This window comes from Flavobacterium sp. 103 (assembly GCF_003096795.1).
Lineage (GTDB): Bacteria > Bacteroidota > Bacteroidia > Flavobacteriales > Flavobacteriaceae > Flavobacterium.
In genome coordinates this window covers 3230231-3252007 of the sequence record NZ_QENX01000001.1, presented here as the reverse complement: position 1 = coordinate 3252007, position 21777 = coordinate 3230231, and the positions used below count along the sequence as shown (strand labels likewise).

16 protein-coding genes are annotated in these 21777 nt (G+C 36.0%); 9 read left to right on the top strand and 7 right to left on the bottom strand.

The annotated features are described in order from the left end of the window. From C8C85_RS13775 to C8C85_RS13765, 3 genes are all read right to left on the bottom strand, one after another. Positions 1-1596, bottom strand: coding sequence for a RagB/SusD family nutrient uptake outer membrane protein (locus tag C8C85_RS13775; protein WP_116797571.1), 1596 nt, complete (start codon positions 1594-1596; stop codon positions 1-3). A gap of 11 nt (positions 1597-1607) precedes the next feature. Beyond that, on the bottom strand, positions 1608-4796 hold the full coding sequence (locus C8C85_RS13770; protein ID WP_116797570.1) for a SusC/RagA family TonB-linked outer membrane protein: 3189 nt from the start codon (positions 4794-4796) through the stop codon (positions 1608-1610). A gap of 314 nt (positions 4797-5110) precedes the next feature. Then, positions 5111-5989, bottom strand: a complete 879-nt coding sequence (locus C8C85_RS13765) for a helix-turn-helix domain-containing protein (protein WP_116797569.1) — start codon at positions 5987-5989, stop codon at positions 5111-5113. Positions 5990-6267: 278 nt separating this feature from the next. Between C8C85_RS13765 and C8C85_RS13760 the strand changes: the two genes are divergently transcribed. From C8C85_RS13760 to C8C85_RS13730, 7 genes are all read left to right on the top strand, one after another. Beyond that, positions 6268-7413: a glycoside hydrolase family 26 protein gene (locus C8C85_RS13760; RefSeq protein WP_116797568.1), complete on the top strand. Its 1146-nt coding sequence runs from the start codon at positions 6268-6270 to the stop codon at positions 7411-7413. A 4-nt stretch (positions 7414-7417) separates the two neighbouring features. Beyond that, positions 7418-8833 (top strand): MFS transporter, encoded by a 1416-nt coding sequence (locus C8C85_RS13755; protein WP_243412111.1) that lies wholly within the window; start codon positions 7418-7420, stop codon positions 8831-8833. Between the two features lie 24 nt (positions 8834-8857). Continuing rightward, positions 8858-10051 (top strand): glycosidase, encoded by a 1194-nt coding sequence (locus C8C85_RS13750; RefSeq protein ID WP_116797567.1) that lies wholly within the window; start codon positions 8858-8860, stop codon positions 10049-10051. Positions 10052-10053: 2 nt separating this feature from the next. Then, a complete protein-coding gene (locus C8C85_RS13745; RefSeq protein ID WP_116797566.1) occupies positions 10054-11238 on the top strand; it encodes an AGE family epimerase/isomerase in 1185 nt (394 codons plus the stop codon). Positions 11239-11246: 8 nt separating this feature from the next. After that, complete coding sequence (locus C8C85_RS13740; RefSeq protein ID WP_116797565.1) at positions 11247-12479, top strand: glycoside hydrolase family 26 protein; 1233 nt, start codon at positions 11247-11249, stop codon at positions 12477-12479. A 155-nt stretch (positions 12480-12634) separates the two neighbouring features. Then, entirely contained in the window at positions 12635-13930 is a 1296-nt protein-coding gene (locus C8C85_RS13735; RefSeq protein ID WP_116797564.1) for a glycoside hydrolase 5 family protein, read from the top strand. Between the two features lie 49 nt (positions 13931-13979). Next, entirely contained in the window at positions 13980-14909 is a 930-nt protein-coding gene (locus tag C8C85_RS13730; RefSeq protein WP_116797563.1) for an ROK family protein, read from the top strand. A 62-nt stretch (positions 14910-14971) separates the two neighbouring features. Here C8C85_RS13730 and C8C85_RS13725 read toward each other — a convergent pair whose 3' ends face one another. Continuing rightward, positions 14972-15928 (bottom strand): aldo/keto reductase, encoded by a 957-nt coding sequence (locus tag C8C85_RS13725; protein WP_116797562.1) that lies wholly within the window; start codon positions 15926-15928, stop codon positions 14972-14974. Between the two features lie 97 nt (positions 15929-16025). On the opposite strand from C8C85_RS13725, the gene C8C85_RS13720 reads away from it, so the two are divergent. Together C8C85_RS13720 and C8C85_RS13715 are read left to right on the top strand one after the other, a co-directional pair. After that, positions 16026-16256 carry a DUF433 domain-containing protein gene (locus C8C85_RS13720; RefSeq protein WP_116797561.1) on the top strand — a complete coding sequence of 77 codons (231 nt, stop codon included), beginning with the start codon at positions 16026-16028 and terminating at the stop codon, positions 16254-16256. Next, positions 16256-16591: a DUF5615 family PIN-like protein gene (locus tag C8C85_RS13715; protein WP_116797560.1), complete on the top strand. Its 336-nt coding sequence runs from the start codon at positions 16256-16258 to the stop codon at positions 16589-16591. The genes C8C85_RS13720 and C8C85_RS13715 overlap by 1 nt, the downstream gene beginning before the upstream one ends. On the opposite strand, the gene bglX is transcribed toward C8C85_RS13715, so the two are convergent. The 3 genes from bglX to C8C85_RS13700 form a co-directional block, all read right to left on the bottom strand. Continuing rightward, complete coding sequence (gene bglX, locus C8C85_RS13710; RefSeq protein WP_116797559.1) at positions 16592-18886, bottom strand: beta-glucosidase BglX; 2295 nt, start codon at positions 18884-18886, stop codon at positions 16592-16594. A 393-nt stretch (positions 18887-19279) separates the two neighbouring features. Beyond that, on the bottom strand, positions 19280-20659 hold the full coding sequence (locus C8C85_RS13705) for a sialate O-acetylesterase (RefSeq protein ID WP_116797558.1): 1380 nt from the start codon (positions 20657-20659) through the stop codon (positions 19280-19282). Further along, positions 20649-21746, bottom strand: a complete 1098-nt coding sequence (locus tag C8C85_RS13700; protein WP_116797557.1) for an SGNH/GDSL hydrolase family protein — start codon at positions 21744-21746, stop codon at positions 20649-20651. Before C8C85_RS13700 ends, C8C85_RS13705 begins: the two co-directional genes overlap by 11 nt. Positions 21747-21777: the final 31 nt, after the last annotated feature.

Genomic DNA, 21777 nt, shown 5'->3' with positions numbered 1-21777 from the left:
TTATTTAAAGGTATATGGAACTGGTGGCTCTAGTAATTTTGGATTCTTTGCCACCTCATTATCTGGATAGTCCATATAAAAATCATTTGTTGCATGATCCTCGCTATATACCGGCGTATAGTAACGTGCTCCGTATCTGTCTCCTCTGTTTTGTGCTGACATAATTGCGATTGCTTTTGTTTTATCGATACGTCCTAAATCGAACCAATAGTCTCCTTCGAAACACAATTCTTTTCTTCTTTCAAGAAAAATATCATCAAAAGTTACACTTGTCAAATTACTCAATCCAGCTCTTCTTCTAACAGCGTTAATTGACTTCAAAGCTGCTGCATCAGTAGTGCTTCCTCCACCTGCCAAAACAGCTTCGGCATGAATTAACAATAACTCGGCATAACGCATTATATAAGTATTGTTGTCCATCATGGCCCAAGCATCTGCTGAACCTGTAGCAGCTCCGTTTACAACACCAATACAATATTTTTTGATTGCTCCACCAGATCCTTGCGCTAAATCTTTTCCGGTAGGCACTGTAAAACCAATTCCTTCGGTTGTTTTCATGTTTGGATAAGTATCTCCTGCAACCATGATCGTTTCATGTTTTCTTTTATCTGTAGCATCATATAAAGTAAAGATCTCTTGACCTGGCCCAAAAACTCCCGCATATGAAGCATTTGAAGTAGACAAATCTCCGTCTTTAAATCCAAATTGTGTATTACAGTTATTGGCAGAACCATAAGAACCATCACCTTTCCACTGAATGGCAAAAATAGATTCTTCGTTATTGTTGTTTGCATAAGTAAACAAGTCGGCAAAGCTTTTTGCTGGCAATTCATCACCACCTAACAATTTAAATTCACCGCTATTAATAACTTCCTCAGCCATAGCCCTGGCATTAGCGTAGTCTTTTTTATACAAATATACTTTGGCTAACATTGCTTTTGCAGAACCTTTAGATACATGTCCGTTACTGGCATAATTAGCACCTCTAGTTTTGGCAACCAATAAATCAGCCGCTTTTAAGTAATCACTAGTTATCAATTTATATATGTCATCGACTGTATTTGTATTTACATAAGGATTACTTGTGAAATCTAAAGGATTTTCAATAATTGGCACTGGCCCCCAAAGTCTTACTAAATCAAAATAAGCAGTAGCTCTCATAAAATAAGCTTCTCCAATAGCATTGTCCAATACATTTTTATCAACATCTGGCCCAACTCTACTGGCCAAAAAGTTAATAATCATATTAGATTGTTGCACATTGGCCCATAATGCCGACCAACCGTTTACCAATTCAGGATCACTTCCATTCAAAGCAAAAGTTCTTAATCCACTAACATCAGGAGATCCCGAGTACATGTTTCCTGAACCTACTTCAATAGCCCACCAAAATTTATTATACATCTGAAACCAAGTTCTGCTGTACATCCCATTGGTTGCCGAACTTACTTGATCATTTGTGCTGTAATAAGAATCCAAACTTATCCCATCTTCAGAAGGTCTATCTGTAAAATCTTCCTGACACGACCCAAACACGAGGAACGTTACCGCTACGAGCAGTAAACTATATCTATTTAAAAACAATTTCTTTTTCATTTTATCTTTTTTTAAAATTCTACGTTAAGTCCAATTGTAAATGTTCTGGCTACTGGGTATCTTCCATTATCAATTCCTGACAAAAGCACATTCTGATTAAATGAACCTATTTCTGGATCATAACCTGAATAATCAGTAAACGTAAGCAAGTTTTGAGCTGTACCGTATAATCTTAATCTTGTTACTTTAAATTTAGAAATAACGTCAGAAGGCAAAGAATATCCAAGTGTAACGTTTTGAATTCTTATATAAGAACCATCTTCAACATAACGATCTGAAATCAGTAAGTTATTATTTGCTGAATCCGCAATAGGTCTTGGGTTATTACTTACTGTATTCGTATCAGAATAATAATCCATAGCATCTACAAGTTGGTTGTCATACAAAGATGCATTTGTTGTTCCTGCTCTTTTGGTCAAGTTCATTACATCATTACCATAAGATCCTTGCAAGAATATAGAACAATCAAAGTTTTTATACTTGAAGTTATTTGTAAATCCAAAAGTCAAATCTGGATGAGGATTTCCAATAAATGTTTTATCATTTGCATCTATTTTACCATCTCCATTAACATCTTTGTATTTTACATCCCCCAAAGAAGTCTCTCCTGCTCCTGTTCCAACTGGCTGACCAAACTGAATTGGTGCGCTGTTTAAAGTTGCTTGATCTTTGAATATCCCTTCGGTAACATAGCCGTAGAACATTCCGATAGGATTATTAACGGTTGTATTGGTGACAACGACTGGTTGGTATCCATTAGTATTAACCTCTTGCGTTAAAATAATTCCGTTGGCAATTTCATCTAAATTATTTTTGTAATGTGATACAACCAAAGAGGTATCCCAATTAAAATTGCCTGAAGATTTAAGATTATATCCTAAAGTAATATCATATCCTTTATTACTCATCGTACCTAAATTAGAATAGGGTGCAGAAACCCCTCCGTATTGATTTCCACCTCCAGTTAAGTATAGAGGTAATGGCACTTGAAACAAAAATCCTTCTGATTTTTTATCGTAAAAATCGACGCTACCAAACAATTTAGATTCCAACATTGTAAAATCAATACCAAAGTTAGTTTGATTCAATGATTCCCAAACTAAATTAGGATTTGGATAATTTGCCGGTAAAAACCCGCTTCCCAATCCTGAGTTTTGAACATTCAACATCGCAGAATAGCTATTGTTTGGAATCTGTTGGTTACCAGTTTCTCCATATCCAAGTCTGAATTTAATATTATCCACATATTGACGTGTTCCCTCCATAAAAGACTCATTAGAAAGTTTCCAAGAACCAGAAATTGCGTTAAAAACACCTTTTTGGTTGTCTGTTGTAGGGTCAAATTTTGATGAAACGTCTTGTCTTGTAGAAGCCGTGATACTGTACTTGTCATTAAAGTCATAAATTACACGAGCAAAAAGAGACGAAAGAGAAGCGCTTCCTTTATATTGGGTTACTGTATTATTATCAACATCGGCCAAATTTAAGGTATGAATAGAATTTGTTTTAAAACCTTGCGCAGATGCTATTAATCCTTCCCAATGCGAATCATTTGCTTCTTGACCTAATAAAATTGTAAAATGATGTTTATCGAAAGTTTTATCATAAGTCAGTAAGTTTTTAATATTCGTAGAATACCAATTTTGTCTTCTAACATCTAGATCTGCTAATAAATTTTCTTGACTACCCCATTTATAAGAAGGTCTAAAATCGTCATTTTCAGAAAATTCAGTATTTGCAGCAATCTCTATACGATATTTCAATCCTTTAAAAAGATCTGCCTCGGCATACATATTTCCTAAGAAATTTTTTCGAACCAAAGTATTTTCTCTAGTCAAAGCTTCTGCAACCGGATTATAATAGGTAACACTTTGTTCTGATGACGGTGGTCCTGCAAATGTTCCATCAGCATTTCTAACTGGTATATCTGGAGATTGCAATAAAGTATTCGAAATTAATCCAGAAAAACTTTGGTTTACTGTAATATTCTCATTGGTAATACCTCCAGACATATTTCCTCCTACTCTTAACCAACTTTTAATTTTAGAGTCCAAATTTAATCTTACAGTATATCTTTTTAATCCAGAATTAATGATAGTTCCCTCATTATCCAAATAACTTCCGGACAAATAGTAACTAGTACCATCTTTAGCACCTGAAAAAGATAATTGGTGACTTTGTGAAATGGCTGTTCTATATACTTCATCTTGCCAATTTGTTCCAGGTCCTAATAATTCAGGATGTGAAAATTCCTGACGCGTTTGAAATCCCCATAATTTAGCCAAATCTGTTTTTAGAGTAGCATACTCCGGCAAAGTCAAAACATCTAATTTATTGGTAACATTACTAATTGAAGTGAAATTTTCATAAGCAACTCTACCTGTACCCTTTTTCCCTGATTTGGTAGTAATAATAATAACTCCATTAGCACCTCTTGAACCGTAAATTGCTGTTGCAGAAGCATCTTTCAAAATATCCATAGATTCAATATCACTAGGATTGATCATTGATAATGGGCTAACTGCATTGTTTCCGCTTCCTCCTGATGAAGAAAATCCATCTCTACCGGCCAAAGGACGACCACTTGTAGATTTTCCTGTAGCATCTCCAGAAACAGGAACACCGTCAATTACATATAAAGGTTCATTAGTTCCAGATATAGAAGTTGTCCCTCGAATCCTAACAGAAGCAGCACTTCCAGGAGCACCTGAGTTATTCGTTACACTTACCCCTGCAGCCTTACCTTGAAGCATCTGGTCAACACTTACTACTTTTAGGTTCTCAATATCTTTGGCTTTTACAGTAGAAACAGATCCATTAAGATTACCTCTTTTTTGAGTTCCATAACCAATTACAACGATTTCTTTCAAGTTTTCAGAAGCAGATGTCATAGTAACATTTAGCTTAGAATTTCCTTTTACCCCAACTTTTTTGCTGTCAAAACCAACAAACGTAAATGTCAATATAGCATTTGCAGGTACATCGATTGAGTATTTCCCGTCAAAATCAGAAGAAACTCCTTGTGTAGCACCTTCTGCTTTAATATTAACTCCAGATAACGGCAGATTATTAGCATCTGTAACAACACCTTGCACCTTAAGCTGTGCATTCATGATACCACAGGTAAATAGTAAGAACATCAATGGAACCTTTCTGTGGTTTACTTTCCAATGAATCAAGTCGGACAATAATTTTTTCATAATTAAAATTTGTTAGTTAAGTTTAATAATTTCCGAAAGGGTAATTCGGCTATTATTATTGGCATTAATAAATATGATTTATAATTAACAAATTTATAACAGTAGTTAACATCAAATTAATATTATTATATCATTTCATGATAATATATTTTCAAAATGAAAAATTTAATTACACATAACAAAATTATAATCAGAATTTTTTAAATTATTACTATTTAATACCTATAATATATGCCATATAATTAATTTTAAAATTAAAAATGCTTCCTGAAAGACTCTCTCAGGAAGCATTTTAACAAAAAAAATGAAGTGCGTTACAGGATTCTCTTTAATCCTGAAAAATCATCTCGGTATTGACTAGGGGTACATTTTTTAAAAGCCTTGAAACTTCTATTGAAATTGGCTATGTTATTAAAGCCCGACTTGAAGGCAACCTCCGAAACACTAAGGTCTTTCTCCACTAACCATCTGGCTGCATAACCGATCCGAATGTCATTAATATAATTGACAAATGTTTTTCCGGTGCGTTTTTTTATAAATCTATTAAAAGAAATCGTCGTCATGTTCGCCACGCCCGCTACTTCTTCCAGTGATAATTTTTCTGCAAAATTCTTTTGGATATAATCATAGATCAATTTCATTTTGTCATACTCTTCAAAAGTATCATTTTCAACGGTAAAAGTTGATAAAAGTCTTTGATTACGGGAGTTCGCGAGATCATATAATATGGAGATGATTTCCAAGAAATAATCCATCCCATCCAATTTGGATATCTTTATTAACCTCGGGGTGAGCATTTCGGCTACTTGATTTGAAAATAAAATACCATGTACCGAACGATTAAACATCTCCTTTATAGGTGTCATAATTCGCCTGGACAATAAAAATTCATGAAAAAGATCATTATGAAACTGGATTGTTATTTCGTGAATATCTTTGTTTTTACATTTATGCTGTTCCCAGCCATGATACAAATTAGGCCCAACCAATACCAACTCTATATCGTCAATCTCTTCTATATTGTCACCTACAACGCGTTTCACCCCTTTTCCGTTCAATATAAAATTGATCTCAAATTCGGGATGATAATGCACCGGATAATCAAATTCATCTTTAACTCTGTCAAAAACCAAAAAACTATCTTGTGCTGCAAGTGGAACTATTTCTCTATGAAAATTTTTAAAAGCGCTCATAATTCATTTTTTTATTTGCAATAATAAGATATAAAATTGATAAAATAATATTAATCCAAAAGATGTTATTACTATATCTTTGAAAAATGGATTTATGTATTTTAAACTAAAAATATCATTAAAAAATACAAATCATTTTAAAGAGGTTATTTTTTTAATATTTTGACAAAAAATTAATAAAAACATAAAATTTCAACTTTAAAATTTTAATCATTTGATATTCAATTCGAATCGATCTTGATTATATTTTAAGCTAATAAAAACTCATTACAATAGATATGACAAAAACGAACTATATATTCTCACTTTTTTTAACTTTTAGTACATTTTACTCCTCTTACTCACAGAGCAGTGATACTAAATTATCATTATCTGACAAAAAAGCTACAAAAAATACCATACAGTTATATCAAAATTTATACAAAACAGCCAATAAAGGAATATTATTTGGTCATCAAGATGATTTGGCTTATGGTGTAAACTGGAAATACGAAGAAGGAAGAAGCGATGTAAAAGATGTTGTTGGAGACTATCCAGCAGTTTATGGATGGGATTTAGGAGGACTTGAAACTAAGTCAGATAAAAACATAGACGGTGTTCCTTTTGACAAAATGAGACAATACATCATTGACGGATACAACAGAGGAGGCATTATCACTATTAGTTGGCATTCTAATAATCCTTTAACAGATGGAAATGCTTGGGACACTACTCCAAAATCATTAGCTTCGGCTTTACCTGGAGGTCAAAGTCATGAAAAATACAAAGCTTGGTTAGACGAAGCTGCAAAATACATCTTAACTTTAAAGGATAAAAAAAGCAATTTAATTCCTTTGTTGTATCGCCCTTTTCATGAACTTACCGGAACTTGGTTTTGGTGGTGCAAAAACAATGGAAGTCCGGAAGAGTTTAAAAAACTTTGGAAATTCACTATTGATTATTTCCAAAAGAAAGGCGTTCATAATTTAATATATGTATACAATACCGCCGATTTTAATTCTAGAGAAGATTTCTTGGAATACTATCCGGGTCCCGAATATGCTGATATTTTAAGTTTTGACAAATACATTTACAACGACCCTTTGAAGGATAATTCGTTTGTGGAAAATTGCCAAAGACAATTTGGAATAATAGACCAAATTGCCAAAGAGCAACATAAAATCATTGCTTTTGCAGAAACAGGTTACGAGGCCATTCCATATGATAAATGGTGGACAGACACTTTGATGAAAGCCATGGGATCCTACAAAATATCCTATGTGTTGGTTTGGAGAAATCACGGTTGGCAAGAGAAAGAACAAAAAATGCATTATTATGCACCGTTCAAAGGACAAGTAAGTGAAAAAGATTTTATTCAATTTTACAATCTAGATAATACTCTTTTTGAAAAAGATGCCGCAAAAATAAACCTTTATAAAAAATAAAACCATGACAACAAACCCCAAGAAAGTAATGGATAGTAAAATCAGTTTAAAAGAAAAAGTTGGTTACGGATTAGGAGATGCCGCTTCCTCTATGTTTTGGAAAATTTTCAGCATGTATCTTATGTTTTTTTACACCGATGTCTTTGGGATAGCGCCTGCCGTGGTTGGAACCATGTTCTTGATTACCCGTATCTGGGATTCCTGCTTCGATCCATTGGTTGGAATTATTGCAGACCGTACCAAAAGCCGTTGGGGAAAATTCAGGCCTTATTTATTGTGGACGGCAATTCCATTTGCCATAATTGGAGTACTGACTTTTTACACCCCTGATTTTGACGAAAAAGGAAAAATAATATATGCATACGTTACTTATTCCTTAATGATGATGATCTATTCTATCATTAATGTGCCATACGCTTCCTTGCTGGGGGTAATGTCTGGTGACCGAAAAGAACGCACAACCCTTTCCTCCTACCGTATGGTTTTTGCCTTTGGCGGAAGCTTGTTGGCCCTTTGGTTAATTGAACCATTAGTAAATCATTTTGGTGGAAGTTTAAGCTCCAAAACAGGCTGGTTATATACCATAATCGTTTTTGGAATCATTACTACGATATTCTTTTGGTCTTGTTTTTTCTTAACAAAAGAAAGAGTACTCCCTATAAATGATGAAAAACCAAATTTAAAAGAAGATTTAAACGATCTTCTTAAAAACAGACCTTGGTGGATTTTACTAGGTGCCGGAATTGGTGCATTAGTATTCAATTCAATACGTGATGGGGCTGCTGTTTATTATTTCAAATATTATGTAAGCAGTACTGTAAGTTATAGTTTCAACATTTTTGGGGAAAATTTTGCAATGACTCCAACCACACTTTATCTGGTATTGGGACAAGCCGCAAACATCATCGGTGTGATTGCAGCCACTCCGATTGCTAACAAAATTGGTAAAAAGAAAACTTTTTTTGGTGCTATGGCACTTGCTGCAATCTTAAGTATCTTTTTCTATTATATCGGAAAAGAGAACATCGTACTTATCATGGTTTTCCAAGTAATGATTAGTATTTGTGCAGGTTGCATCTTCCCATTAATCTGGTCTATGTATGCTGATAGTGCTGATTACTCCGAGTGGAAACAAGGAAGAAGAGCTACTGGTCTTATCTTTTCGGCTTCCTCAATGTCTCAAAAATTTGGTTGGACAATCGGTGGGGCTGCAACTGGATGGCTTTTAGGGTACTTTGGCTTCCAAGCAAACGTAGTGCAAACCATCACTGCACAAAACGGAATATTATTAATGCTGAGCATTCTTCCGGCAATTGCTGCAGCACTATCTGTACTTTTCATCCTATTCTACCCATTATCTGAAGAAAAACTGCAGACCATTGAAGACGAACTTAATCACAAAAGAAATTTAAACAAATAATACTTGATTTTAGAAAATTCAGTTATGAGCACTACAAAAATAAATGACGATTTAAAACATATAAAAATCGAACTCGACAAGCAATTCAATACTTTAATTCAAACAAAAAACGAACCACAAGACGGTATTGGAAACGGAATATACACTCGCTACAAAAACCCAGTTTTAACAGCCGCACACACACCGCTGGAATGGAGATTTGATTTTAATCCAAATACAAATCCACTGTTTTTAGAGAGAATTGCCATAAACGCCACATTCAATGCTGGAGCCATAAAATGGAACGACAAATACATCCTTGTTGCCCGCGTGGAAGGCGCCGACAGGAAATCGTTCTTTGCTATTGCCGAAAGCCCAAATGGTGTTGACAATTTCAAATTTTGGGATAAACCTTGCGTGATTCCGCAAACGGAAGAACCAGACACCAATGTGTATGACATGCGCTTAATTGCCCATGAAGACGGTTGGATTTATGGAATTTTCTGCACCGAAAGAAAAGATCCATCAGCGCCAAAAGGCGACACTAGTACTGCTATTGCCAATGCCGGAATTGTACGCACCAAAGATTTAATCAACTGGGAAAGATTACCCGATTTGATTTCGAATACAGGACAACAACGAAATGTAGTTTTGCATCCAGAATTTGTAAACGGAAAATATGCTTTATACACTCGTCCGCAAGATGGTTTCATTGATGTAGGAAACGGTGGCGGAATTGGACTTGGCTTCGTGGAAGACATGACCAATCCTGTCGTAAATGAAGAAAAAATCATTTATGGAAAACAATATCACACCGTATATGAATTGAAAAATGGTCTTGGACCAGCTCCTATCAAAACTGAAAAAGGTTGGTTGCATTTAGCCCATGGTGTTCGCAACACTGCAGCCGGTTTGCGCTATACACTGTACATGTTCATGACCGATTTGAATGATATTGCAAAGGTAACACACGCTCCTGCCGGACATTTTATGGCCCCTGAAGGTATTGAAAGAATTGGAGATGTTTCCAATGTTTTATTTTCTAATGGTTGGATTGAGGATAAAGACGGGACTGTTTTTATTTATTATGCTTCTTCAGATACCAGAATGCACGTAGCGGTTTCATCTGTGGATAAACTGGTGGATTATGTTATCAATTCTCCAGAAGACACTTTTACATCTGCAGGTTCTGTCAATACAATTATCAAGCAAGTGAATAAAAACAAAGAAATTTCATAATTGTGCAAACCGATTTAAAAAATCTAAAAATAGAACTAAAGTTGGAGCTTCAAAGTATTCTTTCCTATTGGATGGAAAATACAATTGACACTAAAAATGGCGGTTTTGTTGGTCAAATAGATTACAATAACACTAAAAATGAAGAAGCAGAAAAAGGGTCTGTATTAAATGCAAGATTGCTATGGTCCTTTTCTGCTGCATATAAAATTTCAAATAACAAAGAACATTTAGAAATTGCAAAACGTGCTTTTGAATACATTTCGGAACACTTTTACGACAAAGAATTTGGAGGCATTTTTTGGAGTATCAATTATGACGGTACTCCAAAAGACACCAAAAACCAAATTTATGCTTTGGCCTTTACCATTTATGGATTGAGCGAATATTATTCAATTTCCAAAGATGATAAAGCCTTGCAAATAGCCATTTCCTTGTATCAAAAAATTCAAAAACACAGTTACGACTCCTCAAAAGGCGGTTACCTTGAAGCTTTTACCCGTGACTGGCAACCTATTGAAGATTTACGCTTGAGCGAAAAAGACGCCAACGAAAAGAAAACAATGAATACCCATTTGCATATCGTTGAAGGATATGCTAATTTATATACGGTTTGGAAAGACGAATCGTTACGAAAAGTCATTGTCGAATTATTGGAAACCATAGAAAAATACTTCATCAATACTAAAACAGGTCATTTACGATTGTTTTTTGATGAAAATTGGGCAGAAAAGAAAGATGTTATTTCCTATGGACATGATATTGAAGCAGCTTGGCTTTTATTACAATGCGCCCAAATTTCAGGAGATTCAACATTAATTGCCAATTATAAAAAACATGCCATTCAAATTGCGGATGCAACTAAAGAAGGAATCGACTCAGATGGCGGATTATGGTATGAATACAATCCAGAGACCAAAGAATTGATGGCCGAAAAACACTGGTGGCCACAAGCCGAATTGATGATTGGTTACTTTACTGCCTGGCAACTTTCCGGACAACAGGAATATTTAGACATTGTTTTCAAAAACTGGGATTTCACTCAAAAATATATTATTGACAAAGAAAAAGGAGAATGGTTTTGGGGTGTTTATGCTGATTATTCCACAATGGAAAAAGACAAAGCCGGATTTTGGAAATGCCCATATCACAATAGCAGAGCATGCATTGAATTAATTCACAGAATTTAAAAGACAACATGAAAAACCTATTTCTTAAAAGCTTAATTACCAGTTTAATAATTGTACTAAGCAGTTGTTCCAAAGACGATCCGGCACCCGATCCGGTTGTGGTCATTCCACCAGTAGTGGTTACTGATGTGCTAACAACACAGAACGTAAAAACTTATATGGTCGACAAAAATGCGACTGCAGAAACTACTGCGTTATTTTACAACTTAAAAAAATTGGCTAAAACCAAATTTGCCATTGGCCAGCAAGATGCTTTTAATGGTTTTTACAATAATGGTTCTTCATCTGAATCAGACATAAAAAAAACAACAGGTTATGACCCCGCGCTCTTGGGTTCCGATTTTATGTTTATTACCGATAAAAGTAATAATAGTCAGGCCGATAATTGGTTTTACCAACAGGAAATTATTATAACGAATGATGTCAAAGAAGCCTATGCCAAAGGAATGATTAACACTTTTTCTTGGCACATAAGAGAACCTAATAAAGAGGATAGCTTTTATGCCGCCGATATGACCACGGAACAAAAAACTACAGCCTTCAAGAGTATTTTACCTGGTGGTGTAAATAATGCTTGGTATAAAACGAAACTCGATAAAGTAGCCAGTGTGGTATCCAATTTAAAAGGTTCCAGAGGAGAATTGATTCCGATTATTTTCAGGCCTTTTCATGAATTTGACGGAAGCTGGTTTTGGTGGGGAGCTGATTTCTGCTCCGCAGAAGATTATAAAGCTGTTTATCAATTCACCGTTGAATATTTAAGAGATATCAAAGGGGTTCACAACATTTTATATGCTTTTTCCCCTGACAACTCCTACTCTACTTCAACCAATTATTTGAGTCGCTATCCAGGTGATGCCTACGTAGATGTTTTGGGTATGGACAATTATGGCGATTTGAACAACCAAGGTCAAACAGGAGCTGACAAAGCTACTGCCAAGTTAAAAATGCTATCAGATTTAGCCACAACCAAAGTGAAAATTGCCGCAATGACCGAAACAGGTTATCGAGTTACAGCAACTATTGCACCTGTGACCAATTGGTTCTCAACTTATCTGTACAGTACGCTAACAGCAAATAGCATCCAAATAAGTTATGTTATGTTTTGGAACAATAATTTAGATGGCTATTATGTTCCAACGCCCACAGCAACGAATGCCGCAGATTTTAAAACTTTTGCAACCAAATCAAAATCGGCTTTGGTGAATACGTTACCAAGTATGTATGTTTTACCAAATTAATCCAAGCAACATATTTTAAAAAATTTGCAGTAAATAAGATCCAAAACGGAATGCCCTAGCCCTGATAGCAGTGAAAATCCTTTTTTGAGGTTTTTTCAACCGAGAAAAAGATTGCAACGAATAGCAGGAAACAGCTCCTAAAAATTAAATTAATTATGAAGAAATCGGCGTTAAAAATAGTTTTGGTTCTTTTATGTTTCGCGAGCTTTTCTTGTGAAGCTCAAAAACAACAAGCCAGAATCACTGTGAAAGGAACTCAATTTTACAAAGGTAACAAGCCGTATTCCTATATTGGAACCAATTATTGGTATGGAAGTTTGTTGGCTTCGAAGAAAGTGGGAGACCGAAAAAGATTGCTTCGGGAACTGGATTTAATGCAGAAAAATGGTATTGATAATTTGCGAATTCTCGTTGGTGGCGATGGCGGAAAATACGATTATACTGTTCGCCCAGCTTTGCAATATGAACAAGGTAAATACGACCAAGATTTACTTGACGGCTTAGATTTCCTTATCGCCGAAATGGGAAAACGCAATATGTACGCGGTTTTATTTTTGACAAATAACTGGGAATGGTCCGGCGGAATGTCGCAATACCTGGAATGGAATGGAAAAGGTGCAATTCCGGTTCCTGCCATCCCACCAAATACTTGGCCACAATTCATGAGTTATACCGAGAAATTTCATAGTTGTGAACCGTGTATGGAAGCGTTGAACAATCACGTGAAATTTATTTTGGCCAGAACAAATGGCTATACCAAAAGAAAATATACCGAGGACAATACGATTATGGCGTGGCAAGTTGGAAATGAACCGAGGCTTTTTACTGTCGAAAATGAAGCAAAATTTACTGTTTGGCTCAACAACATTGTCAATTTGATTGATAGTTTGGATAAATACCATTTGATTTCAACTGGTTCTGAAGGAAAAAACAGTTCCAACGACGATATGGGAATTTTTGAAAGAACGCATCTGAATCCGAATATTGATTATTTAACGATGCACATTTGGCCAAAAAACTGGAATTGGTACAAAGCCGAAGATGCCGAAAAAACATTACCTATCACACTTGAAAATGCTGGAAAATATATTGATTTACACGTAAAGGTGGCCAATGATTTGAAAAGGCCAATCATCATCGAAGAATTTGGCTTACCAAGAGAAAACGAAGGTTTGGTTTCGACAACTTCTGTAGCCAACAGGGATGTTTTTTACAATTATATATTCCAAAGAGTCGCGGAGAGCCATAAAAATAACGGGGTGCTGCAAGCAGCCAATTTTTGGGGATTTGGTGGTGAAGGAAAAGCGGTTACCAAAGACGGAAAATGGAAACCAGGTGATCCCTTGACTACAGACCCACCGCAAGAACCACAGGGTTTAAATTCGGTTTTTTCGACTGACAAATCGACTTTGGAATTGGTGAAAAAGTATAATCTGGAATTAAAAAAATGATAGTCTGAAATAAAATAAAAACACAACATAAATTAACAAATTAAAGACAATGAAAAAGAAATATGCTGTGGGATTGGACATCGGCGGAACTCATATTACCGCCGGAGTCATCGATACTACCAATATGAAAGTCCTTAAATCTTCGATGCACAAAGAGTCTTTTGATTCTAATCTGCCGGTAGACCAGGTTTTGGATATCTGGGAAAAAACGATACGCACTTCATGGAATAATTCAGGTGCAAAAAGCCTGGCTGGCATAACGGTATGCATGCCTGGCCCATTTGATTATGAAAATGGCATTTGCTGGATAAAAGGCCAATCTAAATACGACCATTTCTATGGACTAAATATTGCTGATTTACTTCGAAAAAAACTCAATCTTTCGGATGATTTTAAGATTCTTTTTGAAAATGATGCCGTTTGTTTTGGCAAAGGTGAAGTCTATAAAGACAAAAATAACCTTTCGAAAAAAGTAATGGCCATTACACTAGGAACAGGATTGGGTTCTTGTTTTATCGACAAAGGAACCTCAGTTAGTTCCGGAAATCAAGTACCTACGGATGGCGAAATATGGAATCTTCCATTTAGAAATGGAATAGCCGAAGATTATGTGTCATTAAGAGGACTTATCGCCAAGTATTCCGACTTTAAAGAAACAACAGTAGAAAGCGGATTAGAGCTTTATAATCTTGCTATTTCCGGAGACAAAATAGCGGTTAAAGCATTTGAAAAAATGGGCGAAGATTTAGCTGAAATTGTGATTCCGTGCTTTAAAAATTTTGTTGTTGAACATTTTATAATAGGTGGCAAAATAGCCGATTCAAACGCACTATTTTTACCAGCTTTCAACAAAAAAATTAAAGATGCAGGTTTAGAGATTACCATACAAATCTCTGAGGACAACGAAAATGCAGCTTTATTGGGTGCAGCAAGTTTATTGTATCATAACACTAATTTAGAAACTACATTGATCGGGTAAAAAATTGTAGATCATGTACAGAGACCCACTGCAGTGCCTATCTGTACATGATCCAAAACAATTTATTTTAAAATAGTTTCTATCGCAACCAATTCTTCTTCCGAGAAATCCAGATTCTGCAACGAATCTATATTATTATTTAATTGTCCCACAGAACTGGCGCCAATCAAAACAGAAGTAACTCTGTTGTCTTTTAGTAACCAAGCCAAAGCCATTTGTGCCAAAGACTGATTTCTTTGTTTTGCAATATCATTCAGTTTAATAATTTTCTGGATTCTATCCTCCGAAACCTCATCTTCTTTTAAATGTCCGTTTGGATTGTGAGCACGAGAATTTTCTGGAATTCCTTTTAAGTATTTATCGGTTAAAAGTCCTTGTGCCAAAGGTGAAAAAGCAATACAGCCCAACCCTTTTTCTTCAAGAACATCAAGCAATCCTTCCTCGGGAGTTCTTACAAACATTGAATATTTTACTTGGTGAATCAAACAAGGTGTTCCCAATCGTTTTAAGATTTCGGTAGCTTCTCTCGTTTGCTCTGGATTGTAATTGGATATTCCGGCATACAAGGCTTTTCCGCTACGAACGGCATAATCCAAAGCCATCATTGTTTCTTCCAAAGGCGTTTCGGGATCAAAACGGTGTGAGTAGAAAATATCTACATACTCCAAATTCATTCGTTTCAAACTTTGATCTAAACTTGATAGCAAATACTTGCGGGAACCCCAATCACCATAAGGTCCATCCCACATCGTGTAGCCCGCCTTGGTCGTGATTACGATTTCATCCCTAAGGTTACCTTTAAAATTATTTTTAAGAATAGCACCAAAATTAGTCTCCGCCGAACCCGGAACAGGACCGTAATTGTTGGCTAAATCGAAATGAGTTATTCCCTTATCAAAAGCTGCTTTGGCAATACTTTCCGCATTTTCAAAACTATCTACTGAACCGAAGTTGTGCCATAATCCCAAAGAAATTTGAGGCAATAACAAGCCGCTTTTTCCACATCTGTTGTATTTCATTTTTTATTTTTTTATACTATTAGTACAATTTAACTCTTAATTTATTTTAAAAATACCTATGTACTTTTTTTGTAAATTTGTATCAAACGATAAAAATATGAATAATAATTGGCAAAATTCAATTTCAATAGACTCCAATATTCGATTTGGCAAACCCACAATAACTGGTACTAGAATTTGTGTATCTGACATTTTATCTTGGCTTTCTCAAGGTATGTCTATGGAAGAAATTCTTTTGGACTTTCCAGAACTAAAAAAAGAAGACATTCTTGCTGCTTTAGCTTTTGCGGCTAATAGGGAAAATATCACCAAAATAATTGCAGCTTAATGAAACTACTTCTTGATGCCAATATTTCTTGGAGAATTATAAAAATCATTGAAAATGCATTCCCAAATTGTTTACATTCCAAAGACATAAATATTGAACAACCTGCAAAGGATAATGAGATTTGGAAATTTGCAAAAAAACACAATTTCACCATACTCACACACGATGAAGATTTTGAAAAACTATTACTTTTGAACGGTGTTCCTCCAAAAGTAATAATCTTAAAAACTTTCAATCAAAATACTAAACAACTTGCCCAAACATTAATAGATAAAAAGATAACTATTGAATCTTTCATTCTGAATAATGAACTAATGATTCTTGAAATTTATTAATTATTTCAGTTCAAAACCGCTTTCCAAACCTGTATCCGAGCTTCCTCCCACCCAAATTTTGAAAGCTCCTGACTCAACCAAATAATTGCCTTCATTATCAAAGAAACCTAATTCCTTGTCAGTCAAAGTAAACGTTACGGTTTTGGTTTCACCCTTTTTCAGGGCTACCATTTCAAAACCTTTTAATTCTTTTACAGGTCTGGCCAAACTTGCGGCGACATCCTGAATATACAATTGTGCCACTTCTTTACCATCATAATTACCCGAATTGGTAATATCCACCGAAACCACAACCGGCTCCCCTTTTGCGAAAGCGGTTTTATTTAGTTTCAAATTTTTATAATCGAAAGTAGTGTAGCTCAACCCAAATCCGAAAGGATACAAAGGCGTTTTTTCTACATCGCTAAAATGCGACCAGAATACATTTTTATCACTATTTACAGGTCTTCCCGTATTATAGTTATTATAGTAAATAGGCACTTGACCAACATTTCTAGGAAAAGACATTGGCAATTTCCCACTTGGATTGTAATCTCCATACAACACTTGCGCCACAGCATTACCAGTTTGCGTTCCCAAATGCCAAGCCTCAACAATAGCAGGAATATGTTCTGCTGCCCAAGGCAAAGCCAGTGGTCTTCCGTTGTTTAAAACCAAAACAATATTTGGATTCACTTTGTAGATTTCCTCCAATAATTCTTGTTGAACTCCTGGCAAATCAAGATTTGTTCTACTGCGTCCTTCTCCCGACTGAAAACCGTGTTCTCCCAAAACCATCACAACAACATCAGCATTTGAAGCTACTTTTTTGGCAGCATCAAATCCGCTTTTGTCTGTAGTGTTAAAAACCAATTCATCCACAAACGCCGTTTTACCAATAGTCAAATCGGCTCCTTTTTCAAAGGTCAATTGATTGTCTTTGTACTGTTGCATTCCTTCCAGAACTGAAACTGCAGTATTGTCATCCGATGCAATTCTCCAACTTCCCAATGGGCTGTTTTTGTCATTTGCCAAAGCCCCGATCAAAGCAATTTTCTGTCCTGATTTTTTTAACGGAAGCAAATTTTTATCATTCTTCAACAACACAATAGATTTTTTCGCCATATCCAAAACTCCGTCGTTGTTGGCTCTATTACCTATAGTTGCTTTTTCTCTTTTCTCGTCACAATATTTGTAAGGATCGTCAAATAATCCCAATTCAAATTTTACACGCAAAATTCTGCGAACAGCATCGTCAACCAAAGCTTCCTTTACTTTACCGTCTTTAACCAATTTTACTAATTCCTCAACATACAAATGCGATTCCATATCCATATCCGAACCTGCTATGACCGCTTTGGCAGTTGCATCTGCACCATCTTTGGCAAAACCGTGAGCAATCATTTCCCGAACCGAAGCCCAGTCCGAAACCACAAAACCATCAAATTTCCATTTCCCTTTTAGAATATCTCTTTGTAAAAAGGCATTTCCGGTTGCAGGAACTCCATTCAAAATATTGAACGAATTCATCAAGGTACGAGCACCGGCATCAGTAGCCGCTTTAAACGGGGGCAAAACTGTGTTGTACAATTTTGAATTACTAATATCCACCGTATTATAATCCCTTCCAGATTCGGCAAAACCGTATGCTGCAAAATGTTTGGCGCAAGCCGCAATCGTATTTACTTTTTGCAAATCGGCTCTCGTATCACCTTGAAAACCGGTGATTCTTGCCTTTGCAATTTTACTTCCCAAATAAGGATCTTCGCCCGCACCTTCCATCACACGTCCCCAACGCGCATCCTGCGAAATATCAACATTCGGTCCAAAAGTCCAGTTGATTCCAGATGCCGAAGCCTCATCTGCAGCAATCTGAGCCGATTTTTTAATCGCTTCCATATCCCAGCTCGCCGCTTCTGCTAGCGGAATTGGACTCAACGTTTTGTAACCGTGAATCACGTCAAAACCAATAATCAACGGAATTCCCAATCTAGTTTCCTCAATGGCAATTTTCTGAACCGCTCTTACCTCTTTCACCCCGCGAACCGACAGCATCGAACCTACCCAACCGTCACGCAAATGTTTGTATTTTAATTCGGCATTACCACCTTTTGGCGCTGGGCCGGTTACTTCCCAAAACCCATTGTATTGATTCATTTGCCCGACTTTCTCTTCCAGTGTCATTTGTTTCATCAACAAATCAATGCGTCCTTCAATTGGTTTTGTTTCATCCAAATGTGGTAATTTTTGTGCAATCATATTTCCTGTGCTAATCAGGGCAAAAATCCCTGCAATAATTAATGTATTCTTTTTCATAATTTGTAATTTCTTTTTGGGCGTGCCTCTTGTCCTGAAGAAAAATCAGGACAAGAGTCGGGCTATACGGCTTTATCTCTCCGCTACGCTGCGAGGATACCGCCTACTATCCCTCACGCAATTCAGAGTAAACGACAACTTTTTATCTTTAAACGAAAAATAAAATCATCTACCCGTTCGGTGAAATTGTTTTAACAACATAGAAACATAGAAAATAGTAATAATTTAAAGAGTTTGATAGACGTTTTACTTTTCACATAGCAATCTATGAGAAAAAATAGTACTATTTTCTAGCTATTCTTTGGCACTAATTATAAATCTATGCCTCTATGTGGTTCAATTTTTTTAATTCATTTTAATTTCACCCAACGGGTTAAAATCATCTCTATTTTATTATTTCGAGATAAAAGACGAAGCCGGTAAATTAGCTTTATTGAAAAGAGTCGACTGATCTGTATTCTTCCATGCGTAACGTACTTTTACAGGTGCTTTCACCTTATCCGATTGTAACACTATTGCATTGTTTTTGATGACAGCTGTCGCTTTATAAAACATATTGTCAGCTCCTGCAACTTCAAACAGATAAGCTTTCTTGTCTTTAAAATACAATCCCTCAGCATAATCGAAAGTCACTGTCACTTTATTTTTCTCAATGATAATTCCTTTATAAAGTGGCCCGTTTACCAATGCCGTATTGGTTTTATAAGTATTCGCCAAAGCCAAATTTGCCAAACGAATTCCAACCGATTTTTTATCTTTTGGGTGGATTTCTTCAACAGGCGAAATATCACTGGTCATCACCATTCCCGTGTTTGGAACTTCCTGCAACACTTTTCGTTGTGCATCACGAATAATGGCACCTCCAAAATGGTCTTCCCCATATTTATAGGGCGCGATCTGAACAAAATAAAACGGGAAATCATAGCCCCATAATTTTCTCCACGAAGTGATGAGTGCCGAAAGGGTTTTGTCATAAATCGTCGAACCCACATTACTTTCTCCTTGGTACCATAATGAGCCGGCAATTTTGAATTTAGTCAAAGGAAAGATCATCGCATTAAAAGCACGAGCTGGCTGGTTTGGACCATAGCTTTCTTCTTTTCGGGTTTTGGCTGCTTCCAATAAAACAGGATCGTTCTGAATCACTTCTTCTGGCATCCAAATCTCAGCCGGTGTTCCACCCCAATTGGACGAAATCAAACCGATAGGCACATTTTTCAATTCTTCTTGCAAACGTTTCCCGAAAAAATAACCAACCGCGCTAAAATATTTCATCGTTTCGGGTGTGCATTCTGTCCAGTTTCCTGAAAGATTATTTTGGGGAGACGTTGCAGTTAATTTTGGGACTAAAAACAATCGAATATTCGGGTTTGTTGCATTTTTGACTGCTTCATCACCGTTTTCAATTCCCCAACTGGCATTCATTTCCATATTAGATTGCCCGGAACAAATCCAAACCTCACCAATCAGAATGTTTTTCAAGACAATTTCATTATATCCTTTTATCGTAATGGTATATGGCCCTCCTTCTTTTGGTGTTGGAATCGCAATTTCCCATTTGGCCTGATTACTGGCTTTGATTTTGTACGTTTCATTATTCCAACTTGGCGTAATCACCACTTCTTCCTGCGGATTTGCCCAGCCCCAAATGGTAACTTCGGCATTTCGTTGTAAAACCATATTATCCGAAAACACATTCGGCAGCGTAACATTTGCGAAAGCGGCATTCGAAAGTATCAGGAAAAGAACAAAAACAATTATACTATTTTTCATTGAGTAACTTTTTAAAGAAAGGAATTAATTGTTCAGCCATCACTTTATCATCTGCAATATCGGGATGATAGCCACAACCTTTTGGACTCATTGGCTGGAATTCGAACAATTCAATTGGCTTATGAGCTTTATCACTTTCAAAATTATGAATCACTTTTTTCAGGCATTTTACCAAAGTCACATTTCTTTCTCCTGAAACCATCGGACTGTTCAACAAAACTATTCTGGTATTGGGTGCGTGTTTGTAAACTGTTTTAATGAAAGCAATATAATTCGTAACGTATTTATCTTCATTAAACGGCAATCTCGTTTTTTTACCATCACCATCTGAAAGGTCATTGGTCCCCAAACAAATACTCACCAAATCGGGTTGAAAAGCAAAATCATAAGGCTTTGAACTGTCTCTATTCAGATATAAATTTTCGTAAACATCGGGAATAATAGGCTCATCCAGATGTTCGTCATTCCAATTGCGATACATTCCATAACCCGAAACGGAACTCAACACAAAATCGATATTCAACGCTCTGGAAAGTATAGGTCCGTAAGCCCAATACCCATTGTGCTGATCATACCAATCTCCACTGCCACAAGGAATCGTGGACGCATCGTTTCCATAACCACAAGTTATCGAATCACCTATGAGTTCTATCTTCTTTCTGTTTTTAGGCGCAGTATTTTCAACTAACTTCGCTGAAGTTCCTGCAAATAAAACGCCTCCATTGGCAGCTTCTGTTGCTTTATAAATCGATAGATGATGTGTTTTTTTGTTATTGGTGGCTACTATCGGAAAGGATTTTACATCTCCTTTTTCAATTCGAATTCTACCGATATATTTACCGTCAAGTTCAAGAGAAACATAGTTTTGATGATTTTCAACACTTTGCAAAGAAACGGAACAGGAATTCCCTTTAAAATCGAATGACACTGAAGAAGCAGAACCTATGAGAACAACTTTGTCGTCTTGCATTTTTTCAATTCTTCCTTGATACTCAAAAAGTGATTTGGCATCTGCCTTTTTTTGGGCAACCGAAACACACGAAATGGAAATCAGTAAAAATAAAAGGCATTTATTTATATAATTCATAATCTTTTGGGGCTTTTCACAATAGTATAGA